General features: G+C 68.5%; 14 protein-coding genes. 9 read left to right on the plus strand and 5 right to left on the minus strand.

The window, feature by feature from the left end:
• Positions 1–8: 8 nt before the first annotated feature.
• The 3 genes from D451_RS26500 to D451_RS0113455 are packed head-to-tail and all read right to left on the minus strand — an operon-like array spanning position 9 to position 3,099.
• Complete coding sequence (locus D451_RS26500) at positions 9–374, minus strand: DUF742 domain-containing protein (RefSeq protein ID WP_014910541.1); 366 nt, start codon at positions 372–374, stop codon at positions 9–11.
• 2 nt (positions 375–376) lie between these two features.
• Positions 377–814, minus strand: a complete 438-nt coding sequence (locus tag D451_RS0113450) for a roadblock/LC7 domain-containing protein (protein WP_014908907.1) — start codon at positions 812–814, stop codon at positions 377–379.
• 5 nt (positions 815–819) lie between these two features.
• Positions 820–3,099, minus strand: a complete 2,280-nt coding sequence (locus D451_RS0113455; protein ID WP_026125047.1) for a sensor histidine kinase — start codon at positions 3,097–3,099, stop codon at positions 820–822.
• Between the two features lie 370 nt (positions 3,100–3,469).
• Here D451_RS0113455 and D451_RS0113460 point away from each other — a divergent pair, with 370 nt between their 5' ends.
• The 3 genes from D451_RS0113460 to D451_RS0113470 all read left to right on the plus strand — a co-directional run bounded on the left by D451_RS0113460 (position 3,470) and on the right by D451_RS0113470 (position 5,344).
• Positions 3,470–3,775 carry a 4a-hydroxytetrahydrobiopterin dehydratase gene (locus D451_RS0113460; protein WP_014911960.1) on the plus strand — a complete coding sequence of 102 codons (306 nt, stop codon included), beginning with the start codon at positions 3,470–3,472 and terminating at the stop codon, positions 3,773–3,775.
• An 84-nt stretch (positions 3,776–3,859) separates the two neighbouring features.
• Positions 3,860–4,513: a class I SAM-dependent DNA methyltransferase gene (locus D451_RS0113465; protein ID WP_017534803.1), complete on the plus strand. Its 654-nt coding sequence runs from the start codon at positions 3,860–3,862 to the stop codon at positions 4,511–4,513.
• An 87-nt stretch (positions 4,514–4,600) separates the two neighbouring features.
• The gene (locus tag D451_RS0113470) at positions 4,601–5,344 is read left to right on the plus strand and encodes a DUF1963 domain-containing protein (RefSeq protein ID WP_081616080.1); all 744 of its coding nucleotides are present in this window, start codon (positions 4,601–4,603) and stop codon (positions 5,342–5,344) included.
• Positions 5,345–5,425: 81 nt separating this feature from the next.
• Here D451_RS0113470 and D451_RS0113475 read toward each other — a convergent pair whose 3' ends face one another.
• Entirely contained in the window at positions 5,426–7,048 is a 1,623-nt protein-coding gene (locus D451_RS0113475) for an AMP-binding protein (RefSeq protein ID WP_026125049.1), read from the minus strand.
• 133 nt (positions 7,049–7,181) lie between these two features.
• On the opposite strand from D451_RS0113475, the gene D451_RS0113480 reads away from it, so the two are divergent.
• A complete protein-coding gene (locus D451_RS0113480; RefSeq protein WP_026125050.1) occupies positions 7,182–8,186 on the plus strand; it encodes an acyltransferase domain-containing protein in 1,005 nt (334 codons plus the stop codon).
• An 86-nt stretch (positions 8,187–8,272) separates the two neighbouring features.
• Positions 8,273–8,839 carry a hypothetical protein gene (locus tag D451_RS28815; RefSeq protein ID WP_161628223.1) on the plus strand — a complete coding sequence of 189 codons (567 nt, stop codon included), beginning with the start codon at positions 8,273–8,275 and terminating at the stop codon, positions 8,837–8,839.
• A gap of 1,508 nt (positions 8,840–10,347) precedes the next feature.
• On the opposite strand, the gene D451_RS0113490 is transcribed toward D451_RS28815, so the two are convergent.
• Positions 10,348–11,088, minus strand: coding sequence for a phosphotransferase (locus D451_RS0113490; RefSeq protein WP_017534808.1), 741 nt, complete (start codon positions 11,086–11,088; stop codon positions 10,348–10,350).
• A gap of 133 nt (positions 11,089–11,221) precedes the next feature.
• Between D451_RS0113490 and D451_RS0113500 the strand changes: the two genes are divergently transcribed.
• The 4 genes from D451_RS0113500 to D451_RS0113515 all read left to right on the plus strand — a co-directional run bounded on the left by D451_RS0113500 (position 11,222) and on the right by D451_RS0113515 (position 16,607).
• A complete protein-coding gene (locus D451_RS0113500) occupies positions 11,222–13,573 on the plus strand; it encodes a phosphoketolase family protein (RefSeq protein WP_017534810.1) in 2,352 nt (783 codons plus the stop codon).
• Complete coding sequence (locus D451_RS0113505) at positions 13,573–14,652, plus strand: acetate/propionate family kinase (RefSeq protein WP_026125052.1); 1,080 nt, start codon at positions 13,573–13,575, stop codon at positions 14,650–14,652. Before D451_RS0113500 ends, D451_RS0113505 begins: the two co-directional genes overlap by 1 nt.
• 104 nt (positions 14,653–14,756) lie before the next feature.
• On the plus strand, positions 14,757–15,755 hold the full coding sequence (locus tag D451_RS0113510) for a tyrosine-type recombinase/integrase (RefSeq protein ID WP_017534812.1): 999 nt from the start codon (positions 14,757–14,759) through the stop codon (positions 15,753–15,755).
• A 30-nt stretch (positions 15,756–15,785) separates the two neighbouring features.
• Entirely contained in the window at positions 15,786–16,607 is an 822-nt protein-coding gene (locus D451_RS0113515) for an exodeoxyribonuclease III (RefSeq protein WP_017534813.1), read from the plus strand.
• The last annotated feature ends 8 nt before the right edge of the window (positions 16,608–16,615 follow it).

Consider the following 16,615-nt stretch of genomic DNA (forward strand, 5'->3'; position numbering starts at 1 on the left):
TCCACCCCTCACAGTCGTCGGATTCCATCGAGTACCGAACGCAGGGTGTCCGCGTCCGGTCGCCGGTGCTCCCAGGGCGAGGTGTGCGCCACCACCCGCCCCTGGTCCAGCAGGTCCGACAGCAGGACCCGCAACACCCCCAGAGGGAGCCCGGCACGCGAGGCCACCTCGGCCACCGACACCGGACGCGCGCACACCGACAGGATCAGCTCCAGCTCGGGGTCCAGATCCGCCGAACCCATCGAGGGGACCGCCACCACCTGGGAGGTCACCGTCAGATCGCCGCGCGAGGGGCGGGTACGCCCACCGGTGAGCGAATAGGGGCGGATCAGGTTCGATTCCACCGACCGGTCGTCCTCCTCGTAGGCGGACACGTTCACGCCTCGCCCACGCGGCCGCGTGGCAGCGCCGACAGATGCGGCCCCACCTGACGCACCAGACGGTTCACCTCGAACGCCGCCTGTCCCATGTCGCAGTCGGCGTCGGTGATCAACGCCAACTGTGTGCCCTGACCGGCGGAGAGCACGAAGAAGAACGCGCTGTCCATCTCCACCACGCTCTGGCGGACCTCCTCGGCCCCCAGCTCCGAGCGCGCGCCTCGCGCCAGGCTGGCGAACCCGGCCGCGATGGCGGCCAGGCGTTCGGCGCCGTCCCGGTCCAGTTCGGGGGAGCGGGACAGTACCAGGCCGTCCGCGGACGACAACAGGGCGTTGCGGGCACCGGCGACCCGGGCCACCAGGTCGCCCATCAGCCAGTCCAGTCTCCGGATCGCCGAACCCGCGTCCGGGTTCTGCGCGGCGGTGTTCACCGACATCGAGATCACCTCTCCGTGTTCTGCTCGTGTTGATCGTGTGTCTGTTCGACGGGGTCGGCGCCTTCGCGGTCCGATAGGGCGCGGGCCCGTTCGGTACCGGTCTGGAAGGCGCCCATCATCGTGCGGATCTGGTCCAGGGATCGGCGGGGGACGGTAGCGGTGTCGGAGGCGGGCGGGGGGTCGGCGACGACGCGGCGGCGTCGTCGGGGCAGACCCATGTGGGTGTCGGGCCCCTCCTCCAAGGGGGGTAGGGCCTGTGGTTCGGGGACCTCGTCCTCGACCCGGACGGGGGCCGGGGCGGGGGCGACGTCGCGGTCGGAGGGCGGAGCGGGCGCGGCCCCCAGGTGGCCCACCCGCATCGGCCCGGTGGTGTGGGCGGGTTCGACCACCGTGTCGGCGGGGATCTCCACCATGGCCACGGTGCCCCTTCCGGGGGTGGAGTCCACACGCACCCGGAAGCCGTGGCGGGCGGCGATCACGGCCACCACGTACAACCCCAGTTGGGAGTCGTCCCGCACCCGGGCCAGATCGAACCGGGGCGGGTCGGCCAGCAGCGTGTTGGCCGCCTCCGCGCGCTCCCCGGTCATGCCCAGCCCCTGGTCGCGGACCAGGATCCGGTACCTTCCACGCTCGTCGACGTCGCCCTCCACGATCACCGGGGTGTCGGGAGGGGAGAAGGAGGTCGCGTTCTCCAACAGTTCGGCCAACAGCCGCACCAGATCGGCGCCGGCGCCGCCGCGCAGGGCCACCGGGGGCAGGGCGCGCGCCTGGACACGCGTGTAGTCCTCGATCTCACCGGCCGAGGCCCGCACCGCCTCGTGCAGGCCCACGGGGGCGGCGCCGTGCCGGGTGGGCCGGTCGCCGCTCAGCAGCATCAGGTTCTCGGCGTTACGCCGCATCTGGGTGCTCAGGTGGTCGATGCGGAACAGCGCCTCCAATACCTGGGGGTCGGTCTCCTCGCGTTCGACCCGGTCCAGGAGGGAGAGCTGGCGGTGCACCAACGACTGGGTGCGTCGGGCGAGGTTGCGGAACATGTACCGCACCCCGGCGCGTACCCGGGCCTCCTCCACCGCCGCGGTCACGGCGGCGCGGCGGGCGTCGTCGAAGGCCGACGCGACCTGGCCGATCTCGTCGTGGTGGGTCGCGTTCAACGGGGGGACCTCGGCGTCCACGTCGACCTCCTGGCCGGCGCGGAGTCGGGCGGTGACCCGGGGGAGACGGTCGCGGGCGTGTTCCAGGGTCCGGGTGCGCAGTTCCTGAAGGCGCGCTCCCAGGCGTTGGGTGCCGACCACCGCCACACCGACGGAGGCCAGGGCCACCAGCAGGGTCGGCACGGTGATGATCAGGGCACGGTCGCGCAGGTCGGCGGCGTGTCGGTGCCCCAACGCGACCACGTGGTCGCGGCGTTCCCGTTCGACCTCGCTCATGCGCCGGTCCAGGGCCTCGGCCGCGCCCTGCCAGGTCTGGGCGTTGACGGGCACTCCGGAGCCGTGTTCTCGGCCGGGGGTGGCGATGACGGTGTCCTGGAGGAGTTCGACGGTCTCCATCTGGGCGGAGCCGTCCAGGCGTACGAAGTCGCGTCCGGCCTCTTCTCCGGCTTCGGCGTCGACCCGGGACCAGGTGTGGCGTTGGGCGCCCACGGCCGCGGCGAATTCGGCGTGGGCCTGGGCGGTGAACTCGTTGGTGGCCACGGCGTGGGCCAGGATCGTGTCCTGCCGGTTGAGGAGTTCGCGGGTGCGGGTGAGGGAGGTCAGGGAGCGCAGGTGGGGGGAGAGGGTGGCGTCGGCGCGTTCGACCAGGGTGCCCCATACGCGTAGGCCGGTTTCGATGAGTTCGGTGTAGGGGCCGGCTGCCAGGGTGAGGGTGTCGGCGTCGTGGGGGAGGGCGTCGACCTCGGCTCGGTGGTTCTCCAGCGAGGTCAGGTGGTTCTGGAAGGCGGTGGCCTGACGGGGCAGGGTGGCGCCTTCCTGGGCGTTCAGGGAGCGGTCCAGGGTGAGGACGGCCTGGTCGGTGGCGGCGCGGGCCTCGTCGAGTCGGCCGTGGGTGCTGCTGGTGGGGGAGTTGAGGGCGGCCAGGGTGGCGCGGCGTTCGCTTTGGAGCCGGTCGATGACGTCGGTGGTGGGGGAGCCGACCTCCTCGATGAGGGTCGCGGTGGTGCGCAGGTCGCCGATGTCGCCGGCGAGGGTGGTGGTGAGCAGTGCCCACAGGGCCAGCAGGGCGGTGCTGGGGATGAGCACCAGGGTGATCATGCGGGCGCGAAGCGATCGGCGCTTCTCGTGGGGCATGGGCTCGCTCTTCGAGGGGAGGCGGGGGGTCCGCCGAGGGGGTGGGGCGGGGGTGGGACCGAGCTAACCGCCGTGGTGGGGGTTTTGGCAAGACCGAGTGGGGGCCGGGGTGCGGGGTGGGACGGAGGTTCCAGGCATCCCGAAAGCTCCTAAAATAGGACATGTATAGAATCTACGTCGTACAGGCGGCGGTGCTTTTATTCCAAAAGCGCACCTCAAAACATAAGGAGCGGCTCCGCCGCACCGACCACACCAGGGTCCGCTCGGGGGAGCGGCCGGGTGAGGGACGGCCTCCGACCGGGTAGGTATCGGCCGGAACCGGCCAATCGCGGATTGGCACCACAAGCGGCACCGACAAGGGGGCGGAAACATGCTCCGGCTCAGCGAAGAGCAGATCCGGGACGGTCTGGAACGGCTCACCGACTGGGAATGGGACCCCGACGCGGTCCTGATCCACCGCACCGTACGCCTGGCCGACTTCCCGACCGCCATCTCCTTGGTCCAAGAGGTGGCCCAGGCGGCCGAACAGGCCGACCACCACCCCGACATCGACATCCGCTACGACACGGTCCGGCTCACCCTGAGCACGCACTCCGAAGGCGCCGTGACCGACCAGGACATGGCCCTGGCCGCGCGAGTGGACGAACTGGTCGAGGTCGTCACCGGCCAGGGCTGAACACGACAGGGGCCACGGCGGATCCGACGGCTCTCACCGGGGGCGATCACGGACCCGGCGCGGGCGGGTCTAGGGTCGTGGTCCATGGCGGTACACGAGACGGGCGCGGCCCGTTCCTATGGCATGATCTCCGAGCTCTACGCGGACTTCGCGGCGGGGGCCTTCGAGTCCGACCCGTTGGGGCGGTCGATGATCGACGTTCTGGCGAAGTCGGTGGCGGCCTCCGGGGGTGGGCCGGTGTTGGACGCCGGTTGCGGTCCGGGTCATGTGACGGCGTATCTGCGCGGTTCGGGCGTGGAGGCCTTCGGGGTGGATCTGTCGGAGGGGCTGGTGGAGCTGGCCCGGACTCGGCATGGGGGGATTCGCTTCGAGGTGGGCGATATCGGGGCCCTGGAGGTCGAGGGGGGCTCGTTGGCGGGGGTGGTGTCGAACTATTCGATCATCCATTCTCCGCCGGAGCGGTTGGCGGTGATCATGGCGGAGTTCGCGCGGGTGTTGGCTCCGGAGGGGTATCTGATGGTGGCCTTCCAGAGTCATGAGGATCCGGGTGCGGGGGTGGAGACCTTCGATCATCAGGTGGCGATGGCGTATCGGTACGGGGTGGATCACGTGCTGGCCGAGGCCGCCGCTGTGGGGTTGGTGGAGCAGGCGCGTCTGGTGATGGCTCCGGGGTTGGATGCTCGGCGTGGGTTCTCGCAGGCGCATCTGTTGTTGCGGAAGGCCGGGGCGGGCCTCTAGAGGGCTGTTCTGGGGCGGGTCCGGTGTGTGCCGGGCCCGCTCTTCGTGTGCGGGCGGGTGTCGTGGGGATACGACAGCATGTCCGGCATGGATGATTTCGAGGCTTATCGTGCGGCGGCTCGTGCGGGTGGTGTTCCCGATGAGGCGGTGGAGCTGGCTCTGGAGTTGGCGCGTCCCCAGGTGGAGTTGAGTTCCTCGCCGGGGCCGGACGCGGTCCTGGCCGGACGTTATGGCGGGTGGCCGTCTCTTCCGGCGGAGGTGGAGTGGGAGGGCTATCCGGACTTCGTGGCGTCGGTGGACTGCGCCGCTCTGCCGCGGGTGTTCGATTTCCCGTTTCCGGCGGAGGGGAGTCTGTTGTTCTTCGCCGATCGGCGTGACACGGAGGGGCCCGAGTCGGAGCGGGGCTCGGGGTTCGTGGTGTACGTGGGCGCGGACGCGGTGGTGGAGGAGCGGGTGCCCGAGGACGGGGAGGCGGTGTACGGCGAGCCGGTGTCTTTGTTCGCCCGGTCGTTGTGGAGTCTGCCGATGGCGTGTGATGACGTGGTGGCGGCGGACGAGCGTGTGCGCGGGGTCTATGGGCGGTATCGGTTGGATCAGTGGGATGAGAGGAGGGGTGTGGCGCAGGTGGAGCTTCTGTTGGGGGGTTACGCGTATTCGCCGCAGGATCCTCCTTCGACGGAGGGCGGGGAGTGGGTGTTGTTGGCGCAGGGCCAGTACGGGTTCCGGGATGAGCCGGATTTCGTGGGGTGTCCGTTCTGGTCGGTGCGGCGTGGGGATCTGGAGGTGGGGGATTTCTCGTCGGCGTGGATGGTGATGTGGTCGTACCACTGAGGTGGTGTGTACACGTTGGAGGGACCCCCGGGGGTGTGGCCCGGGGGTTTCGTGGTGTCGGGGGGTCTAGGGGGACACGTTCTAGGGGAGTCGGGCTCTGCGCATCTTGCCGGAGGCGGTGCGGGGGAGTTCGTCGACGAAGTCGATGGTGTGGGGTGCGGCGTGGGGTGCCAGGTGGGTGCTGACCCAGTCGCGGAGTTCGTCGGCCAGGTGGGGGTCGCCGGTGTGGTCGGGTGCCAGGACGACGCGGGCGCCGACGAGGTGTCCGGCGATGGGGTCGGGGATGGCGTAGACGCCGCATTCGTCGACGGCGGGGTGTGAGGTGAGGATGGTCTCGACCTCGGTGGGGCCGATGCGGTAGCTGCGGGTGATGATGGCGCCGTCGTCGCGGGTGGAGAAGTGGAGGTTGCCTTGGCGGTCCATGATGCCGGTGTCGCCGGTGAGGTGGTGGGTGTGGTCGGGTGTGCGGCGGATGTCGAGGGTGTCGTCGTAGCCGTGGTAGCCCTCGAACCAGTCGAGGGGGCTGGTGGTGTGGTCGATGGCGATGCGGCCGTAGACGCCCAGGGGTGCGGGTTGGTCGTCGATGGGGTCGAGGACGTGGATGTTCCAGCCGGGGAGGGCGGGGCCGATGGCGCCGGGGGGTAGGGGGGCGTCGGCTTGGGGGAGTTCGGGGTTGTTGGGGATGCCGGCGCACCAGCCGAGTTCGGTCTGTCCGTAGTGGTCGCGGATGGGGATGCCGAAGAGGTCGGTGGCCCAGTCGATGACGTCGGGGGCGAGGGGTTCTCCGGCGCTGGCGAGGCGTTGGACGACGATCTCGGGTGGGAGGGTCTTGGTGGCGGCGCGGATGGTGCGGTAGGTGGTGGGGTCGGAGGCGAAGTTGGTGACCTGGTACATGCCCAGGACGTCGAGGGTGAGTTCGGGGTCGAAGAAGCCGGCTTGGAGGGCGAGGGAGGTGTGGCCGGCGAGGAGGGGTGAGATGAGGCCGTGGTAGAGGCCGTAGGCGGTGCCGGGGTCGGCGGTGTTCCAGTAGGTGTCGTCGTCGGTGACGCCGAGACCGTAGTGGTGGTAGGCGTGCATGGCGGCCAGGGCGCGGACGGGGACGCGTGCGCCGCGGGGTGGGCCGATGAGGTTGGAGACGTAGACGAGGGCGAGGGTGGTGTCGCCGGTGGTGGGGGGTGTGGGGGGTGGTGTGTGGTCGCTGGTGGTGAGGGTGTGGAGGGTGTGGTCGCCGTCGCGGAGTGGGTGGGTTCCGGTGGTGGCGGTGTGCCAGGTGGGTGGGGTGGTCTGGTGGGGGCCGGGGTCGAGTTTGGTGCGGTAGTCGTCTTGGGCGATGACGAGGGTGGTGCCTGAGTCGGTGAGGCGTTGGTGGATGGCGGAGGGGGCCAGGGAGGTGAGGAGGGGGACGAGGGTGGCGCCGAGTCTCCAGGTGGCCAGGGCGGTGATGGTGAGGTCGATGCCTTTGGGGATGAGGGTGGCGATGCGGTCGCCGGGTCGGATGCCGAGGTGGTGGAGGCCTGCGGCGAGGGTGGTGGATTTTTGGTGGAGTTGTCCGTAGGTGAGGGTGGTGGGTTCGAGGGTGGGGCCGATCTGGGTGGTGGCGGTGGTGTGGGGGTCGTGGCGGTCGCAGAGGAGGTGGGCCACCGACGTGGTGGGGGTGTGGTAGGTGGCGATCCAGTCGCGTAGGAGTTGCGCCGGGTCGGACATCGGTGGTGTTCCTCGTTTTCGGTGGTGGTGGTCGTGGGGGGCGCTTTCCACACTATGCCCTTCTGTGGGACGGGTCTCACTTGTGGTGGGTGGGCTCTTCCGTCGGGTGTGGGGTGGGGGCCAGGATGTGGGGATGGATAGTGCTCGTGTGGTGGAACGTTTCGGTTTGGATGAGGGTGCGCGGTCGTGGTTGGAGGCGGCGGAGGGGTTGCCGGAGTCGGGGTTGAGGGTGCCGTCGGGTGTGGAGGCGGCGCGGGTGTTGGACATGTTCGTGTTGGAGGGGCGCGATCGTGTCGAGGTGGAGGGGTTGTGGCCGGGTGAGGGTTGTCCGGTGGAGTTGTGGTGGTTGGTGGAGTTGATGTGTCGGCGGTTGTGCGCTGATGCCGATCTGCCGGTGGGTGTGTGGCGTGGGTGGCCTTCGTTGGTGGAGGTGGAGGATGCGCGGGCGCGGGTGGCGTCGTTGTTCGCGTTCGCGGCGTGGGTGCCGGTGCAGTTGGCGCGGCATGGGGCGTTGGGTGTGGATCGGTCGGTGACGGTGGCGACGTTGGCCGATGTGGGTGTGCAGGTGCGGCGGTCGCGGTGGTTGTTCGGGCGGTTGTCGTTGGAGACGGCGGCGTGGGTGGCGGCGCAGTTTCGGGGGCGGTTGTTCTGGGTGGGTGGTTTGCAGTTGGAGCCCGCGGTGTTGGGTTCTCAGGGGGTGGTGGAGTGGTATTCGCCGGAGGAGGCTTCGGGGTTGGGTCCGGGGTTGGGTGTGGGGGATCCGGTGTTGAGGTTGCATATTCCGACGGGTGGGTTGGATCCGTCGGTGGTGGATGAGGCGTTGGGGCGGGCGCGGGGGTTCGCTCGGGATCATTTGGGGATCGATCCGGTGGTGGCGACGTGTACGTCGTGGTTGTTGGATCCGTTCTGGGCGGAGGTGTTGGGGGAGGGGTCGAATATCGTGCGGTTCCAGCGGCGGTTCAGGTTGGTGGGTGAGGGGGTTCCGGGGGAGTCGGATGTGTTCCGGTTCGTGTTCGGGTCTCCTCGGGTGGATGTGGGGGCCGTGTCGGCTGGGACGCGGTTGGAGCGGGCGGCGTTGGAGCGGTTGGGGTCGGGTGCGGGTTTGAGGGTGTGTACGGGGTGGTTGCGGTTGCCGTGAGGGGCCGGTCCGTGTGTTTCGGTGGCCCTCTGGGTGTGTTCTTCGTGGACGTGTCCGGGGGGCTTCGTCGTGTCCGGGTGGGGAGGGTGAACTCGGGGGTGGTGGGGGGCATCGCACGGGGTGAGATGCCCTTTTCGTGTTCTGCGGAGGTTCCCCCGATGAGTGATGTCCTCGACCGGTCCGATCCGGCTCTTTCGGTGCCGGGGCGGGTGTGGTTCCTGTTCCTCTACCCCTTGTTGGTGGGGGTGGTGATGATGGTGTCGGGTTTCTTCGCGTTTTTGGGGTTGTTGTACGAGGACACTTCCTTTGCGGCGTTGTTCTTGTTGGTGATGGCGGTGCTCATCGGTGGTGGTTCGGCGGCGCGGTCGTGGGTCGCGCGTCGTCGTGGGGTGGTGGTGCGCCCTTGGGAGGGGGCGGTGGTGTCGGCGGTGGCGTTGTCCGCGGCGACGGTGGGTGTGTGTTTTCAGGCTGTGGCGGGTGTGGCCTGGTCGTGGTCGATGCCGGTGTTGTGGTGTGTGGGGTTGTCGGTGGTGGGGGAGACGGTGTGGGCTCGGTTCGCGGGGCGGTCGTGGTGGTGGTTGTCGTTGGTGGCGGTTCTGGTGGTGGCCGCTGTGGTGGTGGGGGCGGTGTGGTGGGCCGATGCGGTCGGGTAGGGCCGTCGTCGTGTTGAGGTGTGGTTCTGGTGGTGGGGCCGGCGGGTGCGGGGCTCGCACTGGAGGGGCCCACCGATGCGTTGGAGGGAGGCGGGGGTCCGGGGTCGACCGGGTGGAGCCTGTGGGTCGGGGGCGTGTGGAGGAGAGTCGGGGTGCCGCGTCTGTTCGGTGCGGGCGTGGGGGAGTCGGGACGAGCGGTGGTCGCTGATTGTTCTCGCGTCATCGCTCTTTGTTTTCGTCGGGTGTGTGGAGTCCGGGTGGTGTCCGGAGGGGCCCTGGGCGGCGTGGGGCTCCTCGGTCGGTGTGGGTCGGGGGTGTGGAGTGGTGGGGGTCATTGGGGGTGAAGGGTCGGAAAAGGCGGCCGTTGGGGGCGTGTCGGTGGTGGCGGAGGGCCTTCCACACCTTCTACTTGACATAATGTGCATTATCGGCGATTCGGAAACGCCTGCGGGGAAGGGGTTTTCGTGTTCTGCGGGCCTTGTGCGGGCCATCCAGGGCCTTCGAGCGGCTCCTCGAGGGCTATCGGGGGCGCTCGGTGGACGGCCGGTGTGCTCCGGGTTCGCTCGCGTCGGTCGGATCGACGCACGGTTCGTCCACAGGGAGATCGCACGGGCCGGCGCCGGTCGGCCGCGGCGCGGTAGCGTCGATACGGGGGCGCTGTGAGCGTTCGGTGGCCGGGCGTGATGCCCCCGAAGTCGAGCCTGGTCCCTGAGCGGACTCTGGGGCAAGGTCGGATCTTCGGCCTGTGGGCGGCGAGTGCATGGCGTGAACGCGTACACCCGCTCTGACGTGGGTTTTCGTCGGTGGGGTCGTCGTGTCGGCGGTGGTGCGTCGACGAGGGTCCTCTGGTGTCCGGTGGGCTCTGTGGGGCGCTCTGGGAACGCGCTCCTGGGCGAAGGGCTCGAGCGGGTCGGCCTCGGTGGGTGTCTTCCCGGCGGCCGGGTTTCGCCGGGGCGTTCTCGTCTCGGTGGCTCTCCCTGTGCGCCCCGAGTCCACCCCGGCGTTCGCCATGGTGTCCGTGAGGCGCCCGACCTGCGTTTTCGTGCCCGGGTCTGGGGTGGGTGTGCTCTCCAGGGCGCGGCTCGGGTGGGTCGAGGGTGGTGTTCGGTGTCGAGGGGCCTGTGCGGGTGTTCTCGGTGGGCGCGGTCCCCTCTCGGTGGCCCGGTATCTCCATGTTTCATGCATAAACTGTGTTATGCAGCATTTTGCACTCCTTGAGCGACACGTGACCGATATGGCGCGCACGTCCCTTTTCTTTCACTCTTGACCCCCACCCCTCTCCGCTCTCGCGCCGGCCCGCCCCGGCCTCGCATCGAACGTGTGTGCCCATGGTCGCGATCGCGCCCATTGGGGTCGTGTACATCTGTACGAATCCACCCCTCCCCCGTCCTTCATCCCCCAGGGCTCCCCGCGCCGGCGCCACCCACCAGGGAAAAGGGGAGAAATCGCAGGTCACCAGGGGTGTCGAAGATGTTCCCTCGCCCCCTCTCCCCTATCGGGCGGGTGCCTCACACCCCCAGAACGGCGCGCACGTCGGCTCGTTCGAACGTGCGTACACACCAGAGGAAGTGGCCGTCCTCCCCCGTGTCGGAGTAGGCGTTGGCGCTGATCAGGGCGTAGGCGGCCCGGTACAGCAGCGCTCGTTCGCGTTCGGGGCCCGAGGTGCCGGTCCAGCGGGTGAGCAGGGCGTCGTCGTGTTCTCGGGCGTGGGGTCCGTACATGTCGTGGAAGCCGGCCGCGGTGGCGGTGTCGAAGAGGGGGTCCGCGGCGGTGGTGAGGAAGCCCCAGTCGAGTACGGCGGTGGGGGTGTCCTGGTCGGTGGCCAGGATGTTGGGCGGGCACAGGTCGCCGTGGACGATGCGGGGCGGTTCGGTGGGCAGGTGTGACAGGCGTCGTCGTAGGGCGTCGTGGAGGGTGTCCAGGTCGGGTAGGGCGGCGCGCAGTGGGTGTGCGAAGCGGGTGGTGCGGCGGTCGATGAGGGCGGTCAGGGCTTGGGGCCAGGTGGTGTGGTCTCGCCAGAGGGGGTGGGGTTCGTCGAGGGCGGTCAGGGCTTTGGTGGCGGGGCCCGCGGTGGTGTGGGCCAGGGCGTTCAGGACGTGGGTGGTGGCGTCCTGGACCTGGGTGCGGGTGAGGGTTCCTTGTCGGTGGAGGGTGTCCAGGGGTGTGCCGGGCAGGTGGGGTTCGAGGGTGATGGTGGTGTCGTGGTGGTGGGGTCGGTGGTCATGGGGGCAGGTTAGCGGCAGCGACACGGGTTCGTGTGGTGTCCGGGGGTTCGGGGGTGGGCGGTTACGGTGGCGTGGATCGGGTGTACGCGTCGGCCTCGGGTGGGGTGGGCGGGGTCCGGTCCTCCCCCACCGTGAACACCTCGTCCTGGGAGGGTCGATGGTCGTGGAGCATGAGGACGATCTGGCGGGGCTGGACGCCTATTGGCGGGCGGCGAACTATCTGTCGGTCGGGCAGATCTATCTGTTGGACAATCCGTTGTTGCGGGAGCCGTTGGCTCCTGAGCACATCAAGCCGCGGTTGTTGGGGCATTGGGGTACGACGCCGGGGTTGAACTTCTGTTATGCGCATCTGAACCGGGTGATCCGGCGGCGTGATCTGAACATGATCTATGTGATGGGTCCGGGTCATGGTGGGCCGGCGGCGGTGGCCAACGCGTGGTTGGAGGGCACCTATAGCGAGGTGTACCGGGAGGTGACGTGGGACGAGGAGGGGATGCGGCGGTTGTTCCGTCGGTTCTCGTTTCCCGGTGGGATCCCTTCGCATGTGGCGCCGGAGACGCCGGGGTCGATTCATGAGGGTGGGGAGCTGGGGTATTCGTTGGCGCACGCGTTCGGGGCGGTGTTGGACAACCCCGATCTGGTGGTGGCGTGTGTGGTGGGTGATGGTGAGGCCGAGACGGGGCCGTTGGCGGCGTCGTGGCATTCGAACAAGTTCTTGGATCCGGTGGGCGATGGGGCGGTGTTGCCGATCCTGCATTTGAACGGGTACAAGATCGCCAATCCGACGGTGTTGGCGCGGATCGGTGAGGAGGAGCTGCTCAAGCAGTTGGAGGGGTTCGGGTATCGGCCGTTGGTGGTGTCGGGGTCGGATCCGGAGGTGATGCATCGGCGGATGGCGTCGGTGTTGGACGAGGCGTTGGAGGAGATCGCGCGGATTCAGCGGGAGGCGCGTGAGGGTGGTGTGGGGGGTCGGCCGGTGTGGCCGATGGTGGTGTTGCGTTCTCCCAAGGGGTGGACGGGTCCGGTGGAGGTGGACGGGCTGGCGGTGGAGGGGACGTGGCGGTCCCATCAGGTGCCGTTGGCGGGGGTGAGGTCGGATCCGGAGCATCTGCGGCTGTTGGAGGGGTGGATGCGCTCCTATGGTCCTGAGGGGTTGTTCGATGCTCAGGGTGCTCCGGTGGAGGGGTTGCGGGTGTTGGCGCCGCGGGGTGGGCGGCGGATGAGTGCGAATCCGCATGCCAATGGCGGGTTGTTGTTGCGGCCGTTGGCGTTGCCGGATTTTCGAGACTACGCGGTGGAGTTCGAGGGGCATGGGGCGCGGTCGAGTGAGGCCACGCGTGTGCTGGGCGGGTTTCTACGGGATGTGGTGCGGGCCAATCCGGATCGTTTTCGGATCGTGGGGCCGGATGAGACGGCGTCGAATCGGTTGTCGGCGGTGTACGAGGCGACGGACAAGGTGTGGCGGGGTCGGTTGGAGCCGGGTGATGAGCATCTGGGGCCTCGTGGTCGGGTGATGGAGGTGTTGAGTGAGCATCTGTGTCAGGGCTGGTTGGAGGGGTATCTGCTGACGGGTCGGCATGGGTTGTTCGACTGCTATGAGGCGTTCGTGCACATTGTGGATTCGATGTTCAATCAGCATGCGAAGTGGTTGAAGGTGACTCGGGGGTTGGAGTGGCGGGCTCCGATCGCGTCGTTGAACTATCTGTTGTCGTCGCATGTGTGGCGGCAGGATCACAATGGGTTCACGCATCAGGATCCGGGGTTCTTGGATGTGGTGTTGAACAAGCCGGCGGAGTTGGTGCGGGTGTATCTGCCGCCGGACGCGAACACGTTGTTGTCGGTGGCCGATCATTGTCTGCGTTCGCGTGACTATGTGAACGTGGTGGTGGCGGGTAAGCAGCCGGCGTTGGACTATCTGCCGATGGATGAGGCGGTGGCGCACTGTACGCGGGGTATCGGGATCTGGGAGTGGGCCGGTACCGATGATGGTGTGGAGCCGGATGTGGTGTTGGCGTGCGCGGGTGATGTGCCGACGTTGGAGACGTTGGCGGCGGTGGATCTGTTGCGGTGTCATTTCCCGGAGTTGCGGGTGCGGGTGGTGAACGTGGTGGATCTGATGCGGTTGTTGCCGGCGGGTGAGCATCCGCATGGGTTGCCCGAGGCCGAGTACGAGGCGTTGTTCACGACGCGGCGTCCGGTGATCTTCGCTTTTCACGGGTATCCGTGGCTGGTGCATCGGTTGACGTATCGGCGTCGGGGTCACGAGAACCTGCATGTGCGGGGGTTCAAGGAGCGGGGTACCACGACGACGCCGTTCGACATGGTGATGTTGAACGATCTGGATCGGTTCCATCTGGTGGTCGATGTGATCGATCGGGTTCCGGGGTTGGCGGAGCGGGCGGCGCATGTGCGTCAGCGGATGGTGGACGAGCGGTTGCGGGCGCGGGCCTATACGCGGGAGTTCGGGGAGGATCCGGAGCCGGTGCGGGAGTGGGTGTGGCCGTACTGATGCGGGTTCTGGTGGTGAACGCGGGGTCCAGCAGTGTGAAGTTGAGTGTGGTGGGCTCCGATGGGGTGGTGGAGTGGTCGGAGTCGGTGCCGGTGGAGGCCGGTGTGTGGGATGAGCGTCGGGTGGAGCGGGCGCTGGCCGGTGCGGGGCGTGTGGACGCGGTGGGTCATCGTGTGGTGCACGGGGGTGGGGAGTTCACGGCTCCGGTGAGGTTGGAGGGGTGGGTGGTGGAGCGGTTGCGGGAGTTGGGGTCGTTGGCGCCGTTGCATCAGTCCAAGTCGTTGGCGGGGATCGAGGTGGTGGGGCGGGTGTTGCCGGGGGTGCCGGCGGTGGCGTGTTTCGATACGGCGTTTCACGCGTCGTTGCCGGTGGAGGCGTCGACGTATGCGGTGCCCGAGGAGTGGCGGGCGCGGTGGGGGGTGCGTCGGTTCGGTTTTCATGGGCTTTCGCACGCGTATGCGTCGCGGCGGGTGCGTGAGTGGTCGGGTGCGGAGCGGGTGGTGGTGGCGCATTTGGGGGCGGGTGCGTCGTTGGCGGCGGTGCGGGGTGGGAGGTCGGTGGATACCACGATGGGGTTCACGCCGTTGGAGGGGTTGGTGATGGCGACGCGTTCGGGGAGTGTGGATCCGGGGTTGGTGTTGTGGTTGCAGCAGCACGCGGGGGTGGGGGTGGATCGGATCGCGTGGGCGTTGGAGCACGAGTCGGGGTTGTGGGCGTTGGCGGGGTCGGCGGATATGCGGCGGGTGTTGGAGGCTGAGCGAAGGGGTGAGGCGCGGGCGGTGAGGGCGGTGGGGGTGTATCTGCATCGGTTGCGTGGGGCGGTGGCGTCGATGGTGGCGTCGTTGGGTGGTGTGGACGCGTTGGTGTTCACGGGTGGGGTGGGTGAGGGTTCGTCTCAGGTGCGGGGGCGGTGTGCGGAGGGGTTGGGTTTTCTGGGTGTGGGGGTGGATGAGGTGGCCAACGCGGGGTTGGTGGGTGAGGGTGAGATTTCGGCGGTGGGGGCCGGGGTGAGGTGTTGGGTGGTGGAGGCGCGGGAGGATGTGGAGATCGTGCGGGGGGTGCGTGCGGTGTTGGGGTGAGCGGGCGGTGGTTGTGCGTGTGGGGTTCGGCCTTGGGGTCGGGCCCTTTTCTTTGTGGTGCCCGTGGGGTCGGGGTGGGGTGGGCAGGGGGCAGGATATGGGGTATGAGTGGCGATGCTGTGGTGGTGGAGCTGGCGATCGAGCGGTATCTGGTGGCGCGGCGGGCGGCCAAGCCCTCTCCGCATACGGTGGCGGCCTATCGGCGGGATCTGGTGGGTGTGGCGGGGTGTGCGGCGCGGGTGTTGGGTGTGGATCCGGGTGGGGTGGTGTTGTCGGATCTGACGTCGCGGGTGTTGCGGGAGGCGTTCGCGGATTTCGGTGAGGAGCGGGCGGCGTCGAGTGTGGTGCGGGCCTGGTCGACGTGGAACGGGTTCTTCGGGTTCTGGGTGGCCGAGCAGGTGGTGGCGGGCAATCCGATGTCGGCGGTGCCGCGGCCTCGGGTGCGGCCTTCGACGCCTAAGCCGTTGATGGGTGAGGATACGCCGGAGCGGTTGTTGGAGGCGTTGGCGCGGGGTGCGCGTCGGGCGCGGGATCCGTGGCCGGAGCGGGATCTGGCGGTGTTGGCGTTGGCGTTGTTGACGGGGATGCGGTCGGCGGAGATGTTGTCGTTGCGGGTGGATTCGTTGGGTGGGCGTTCGGGTGAGCGGCGGATTCGGGTGGTGGGTAAGGGCGGCGGTGAGCGGGTGTTGCCGATCGAGGTGCCGTTGGAGGTGTTGTTGGAGGGGTATTTGGAGTCGCGTCGGGTGCGGTTCGGGGTGGTGCGGGGTGGGGATCCGTTGTTGGTGGACAACCGGGGTGAGGGGTTGCGTCGGGGTGGGTTGCAGTATCTGGTGAAGCAGTGTTATCGGCATGCGGGTGTGCATGATCGGGTGGCGCGGGGGACGTTGGTGCACGCTTTGCGGCATACGTTCGCGACGCGGTTGGCCGAGGATGGGGCGTCGGTCACCGAGATCATGCATTTGTTGGGGCATGCGTCGGTGACGTCGTCGCAGGCCTATATCGAGGTGACGGCGCGGGCGCAGCGGGAGGCGGCGGGTTCGAATCGGACCTATGGGGTGTTGCGTCGGTTGGCGGGGTCGGAGTCGCCGGTGGAGGGGGGTTGAGGGGGTGGGGGTGGTGGCTACTCTGTTGGCGTGAGCCAGTCGAGTTTTGTTGTGTCCAGCGTCAATGTCAATGGTCTGCGCGCGGCGTCGCGTAAGGATCCGGGGTTCGTTTCGTGGTTGGCGGCCACGGACGCGGATGTGGTGTGTTTGCAGGAGACGCGTGCGGAGGCGGACCAGTTGCCGGCGCATGTGGTGGCGCCCGAGGGTTGGCGTGTGGTGTTGTGTCCGGCGGCGGCGAAGGGTCGTGCGGGGGTGGCGATCTATGCGCGGCGTGAGCCGGACGCGGTGCGGGTGGGTTTTCCGGGGACGGAGTTCGAGGATGCGGGTCGGTATGTGGAGGCCGATCTGGGTGGGGTGACGGTGGCGAGTCTGTATCTGCCCTCGGGTGAGGTGGGGACCGAGCGTCAGGAGGAGAAGGAGCGTTTCCTGGAGATGTTCCTGCCGTATCTGGTGAAGCGTCGCGCTCAGGTGGAGGGTGCGGGGCGGGAGCTGGTGGTGTGCGGGGATTGGAACATCGCGCACACGGAGGCGGATTTGAAGAACTGGCGTGGTAATCGGAGGAATTCGGGGTTCTTGCCCGAGGAGCGGGCGTGGTTGTCGCGGGTCTTCGATGAGGCCGGTTATGTGGATGTGGTGCGGTCGTTGTATCCGGGGCAGGAGGGGCCGTATTCGTGGTGGTCCTATCGTGGGCGGGCCTTCGATAACGACACGGGGTGGCGGATCGACTATCAGGTGGCCACGCCGGGGTTGGCGGCGCGGGCGGTCGAGGGTGGTGTGGAGCGGTATCGGGATCGTGAGAGTCGTTGGTCCGACCATGCTCCGGTGACGGTGCGTTATCGGGTGGAAGGGTGAGGGGTCGG

The sequence above is a fragment of the Nocardiopsis alba DSM 43377 genome (assembly GCF_000341225.1).
GTDB lineage: Bacteria > Actinomycetota > Actinomycetes > Streptosporangiales > Streptosporangiaceae > Nocardiopsis > Nocardiopsis alba.

Bases quoted from the DNA above. Each gene is read 5' to 3' on its own strand.
- D451_RS0113460 (WP_014911960.1), top strand. From the start codon at position 3,470: ATGCTCCGGCTCAGCGAAGAGCAGATCCGGGACGGTCTGGAACGGCTC.
- D451_RS0113500 (WP_017534810.1), top strand. From the start codon at position 11,222: ATGGTCGTGGAGCATGAGGACGATCTGGCGGGGCTGGACGCCTATTGG.
- D451_RS0113470 (WP_081616080.1), top strand. From the start codon at position 4,601: ATGGATGATTTCGAGGCTTATCGTGCGGCGGCTCGTGCGGGTGGTGTT.
- D451_RS0113505 (WP_026125052.1), top strand. From the start codon at position 13,573: ATGCGGGTTCTGGTGGTGAACGCGGGGTCCAGCAGTGTGAAGTTGAGT.
- D451_RS0113475 (WP_026125049.1), bottom strand. From the start codon at position 7,048: ATGTCCGACCCGGCGCAACTCCTACGCGACTGGATCGCCACCTACCAC.
- D451_RS0113480 (WP_026125050.1), top strand. From the start codon at position 7,182: ATGGATAGTGCTCGTGTGGTGGAACGTTTCGGTTTGGATGAGGGTGCG.
- D451_RS0113465 (WP_017534803.1), top strand. From the start codon at position 3,860: ATGGCGGTACACGAGACGGGCGCGGCCCGTTCCTATGGCATGATCTCC.
- D451_RS0113455 (WP_026125047.1), bottom strand. From the start codon at position 3,099: ATGCCCCACGAGAAGCGCCGATCGCTTCGCGCCCGCATGATCACCCTG.
- D451_RS0113450 (WP_014908907.1), bottom strand. From the start codon at position 814: ATGTCGGTGAACACCGCCGCGCAGAACCCGGACGCGGGTTCGGCGATC.
- D451_RS0113510 (WP_017534812.1), top strand. From the start codon at position 14,757: ATGAGTGGCGATGCTGTGGTGGTGGAGCTGGCGATCGAGCGGTATCTG.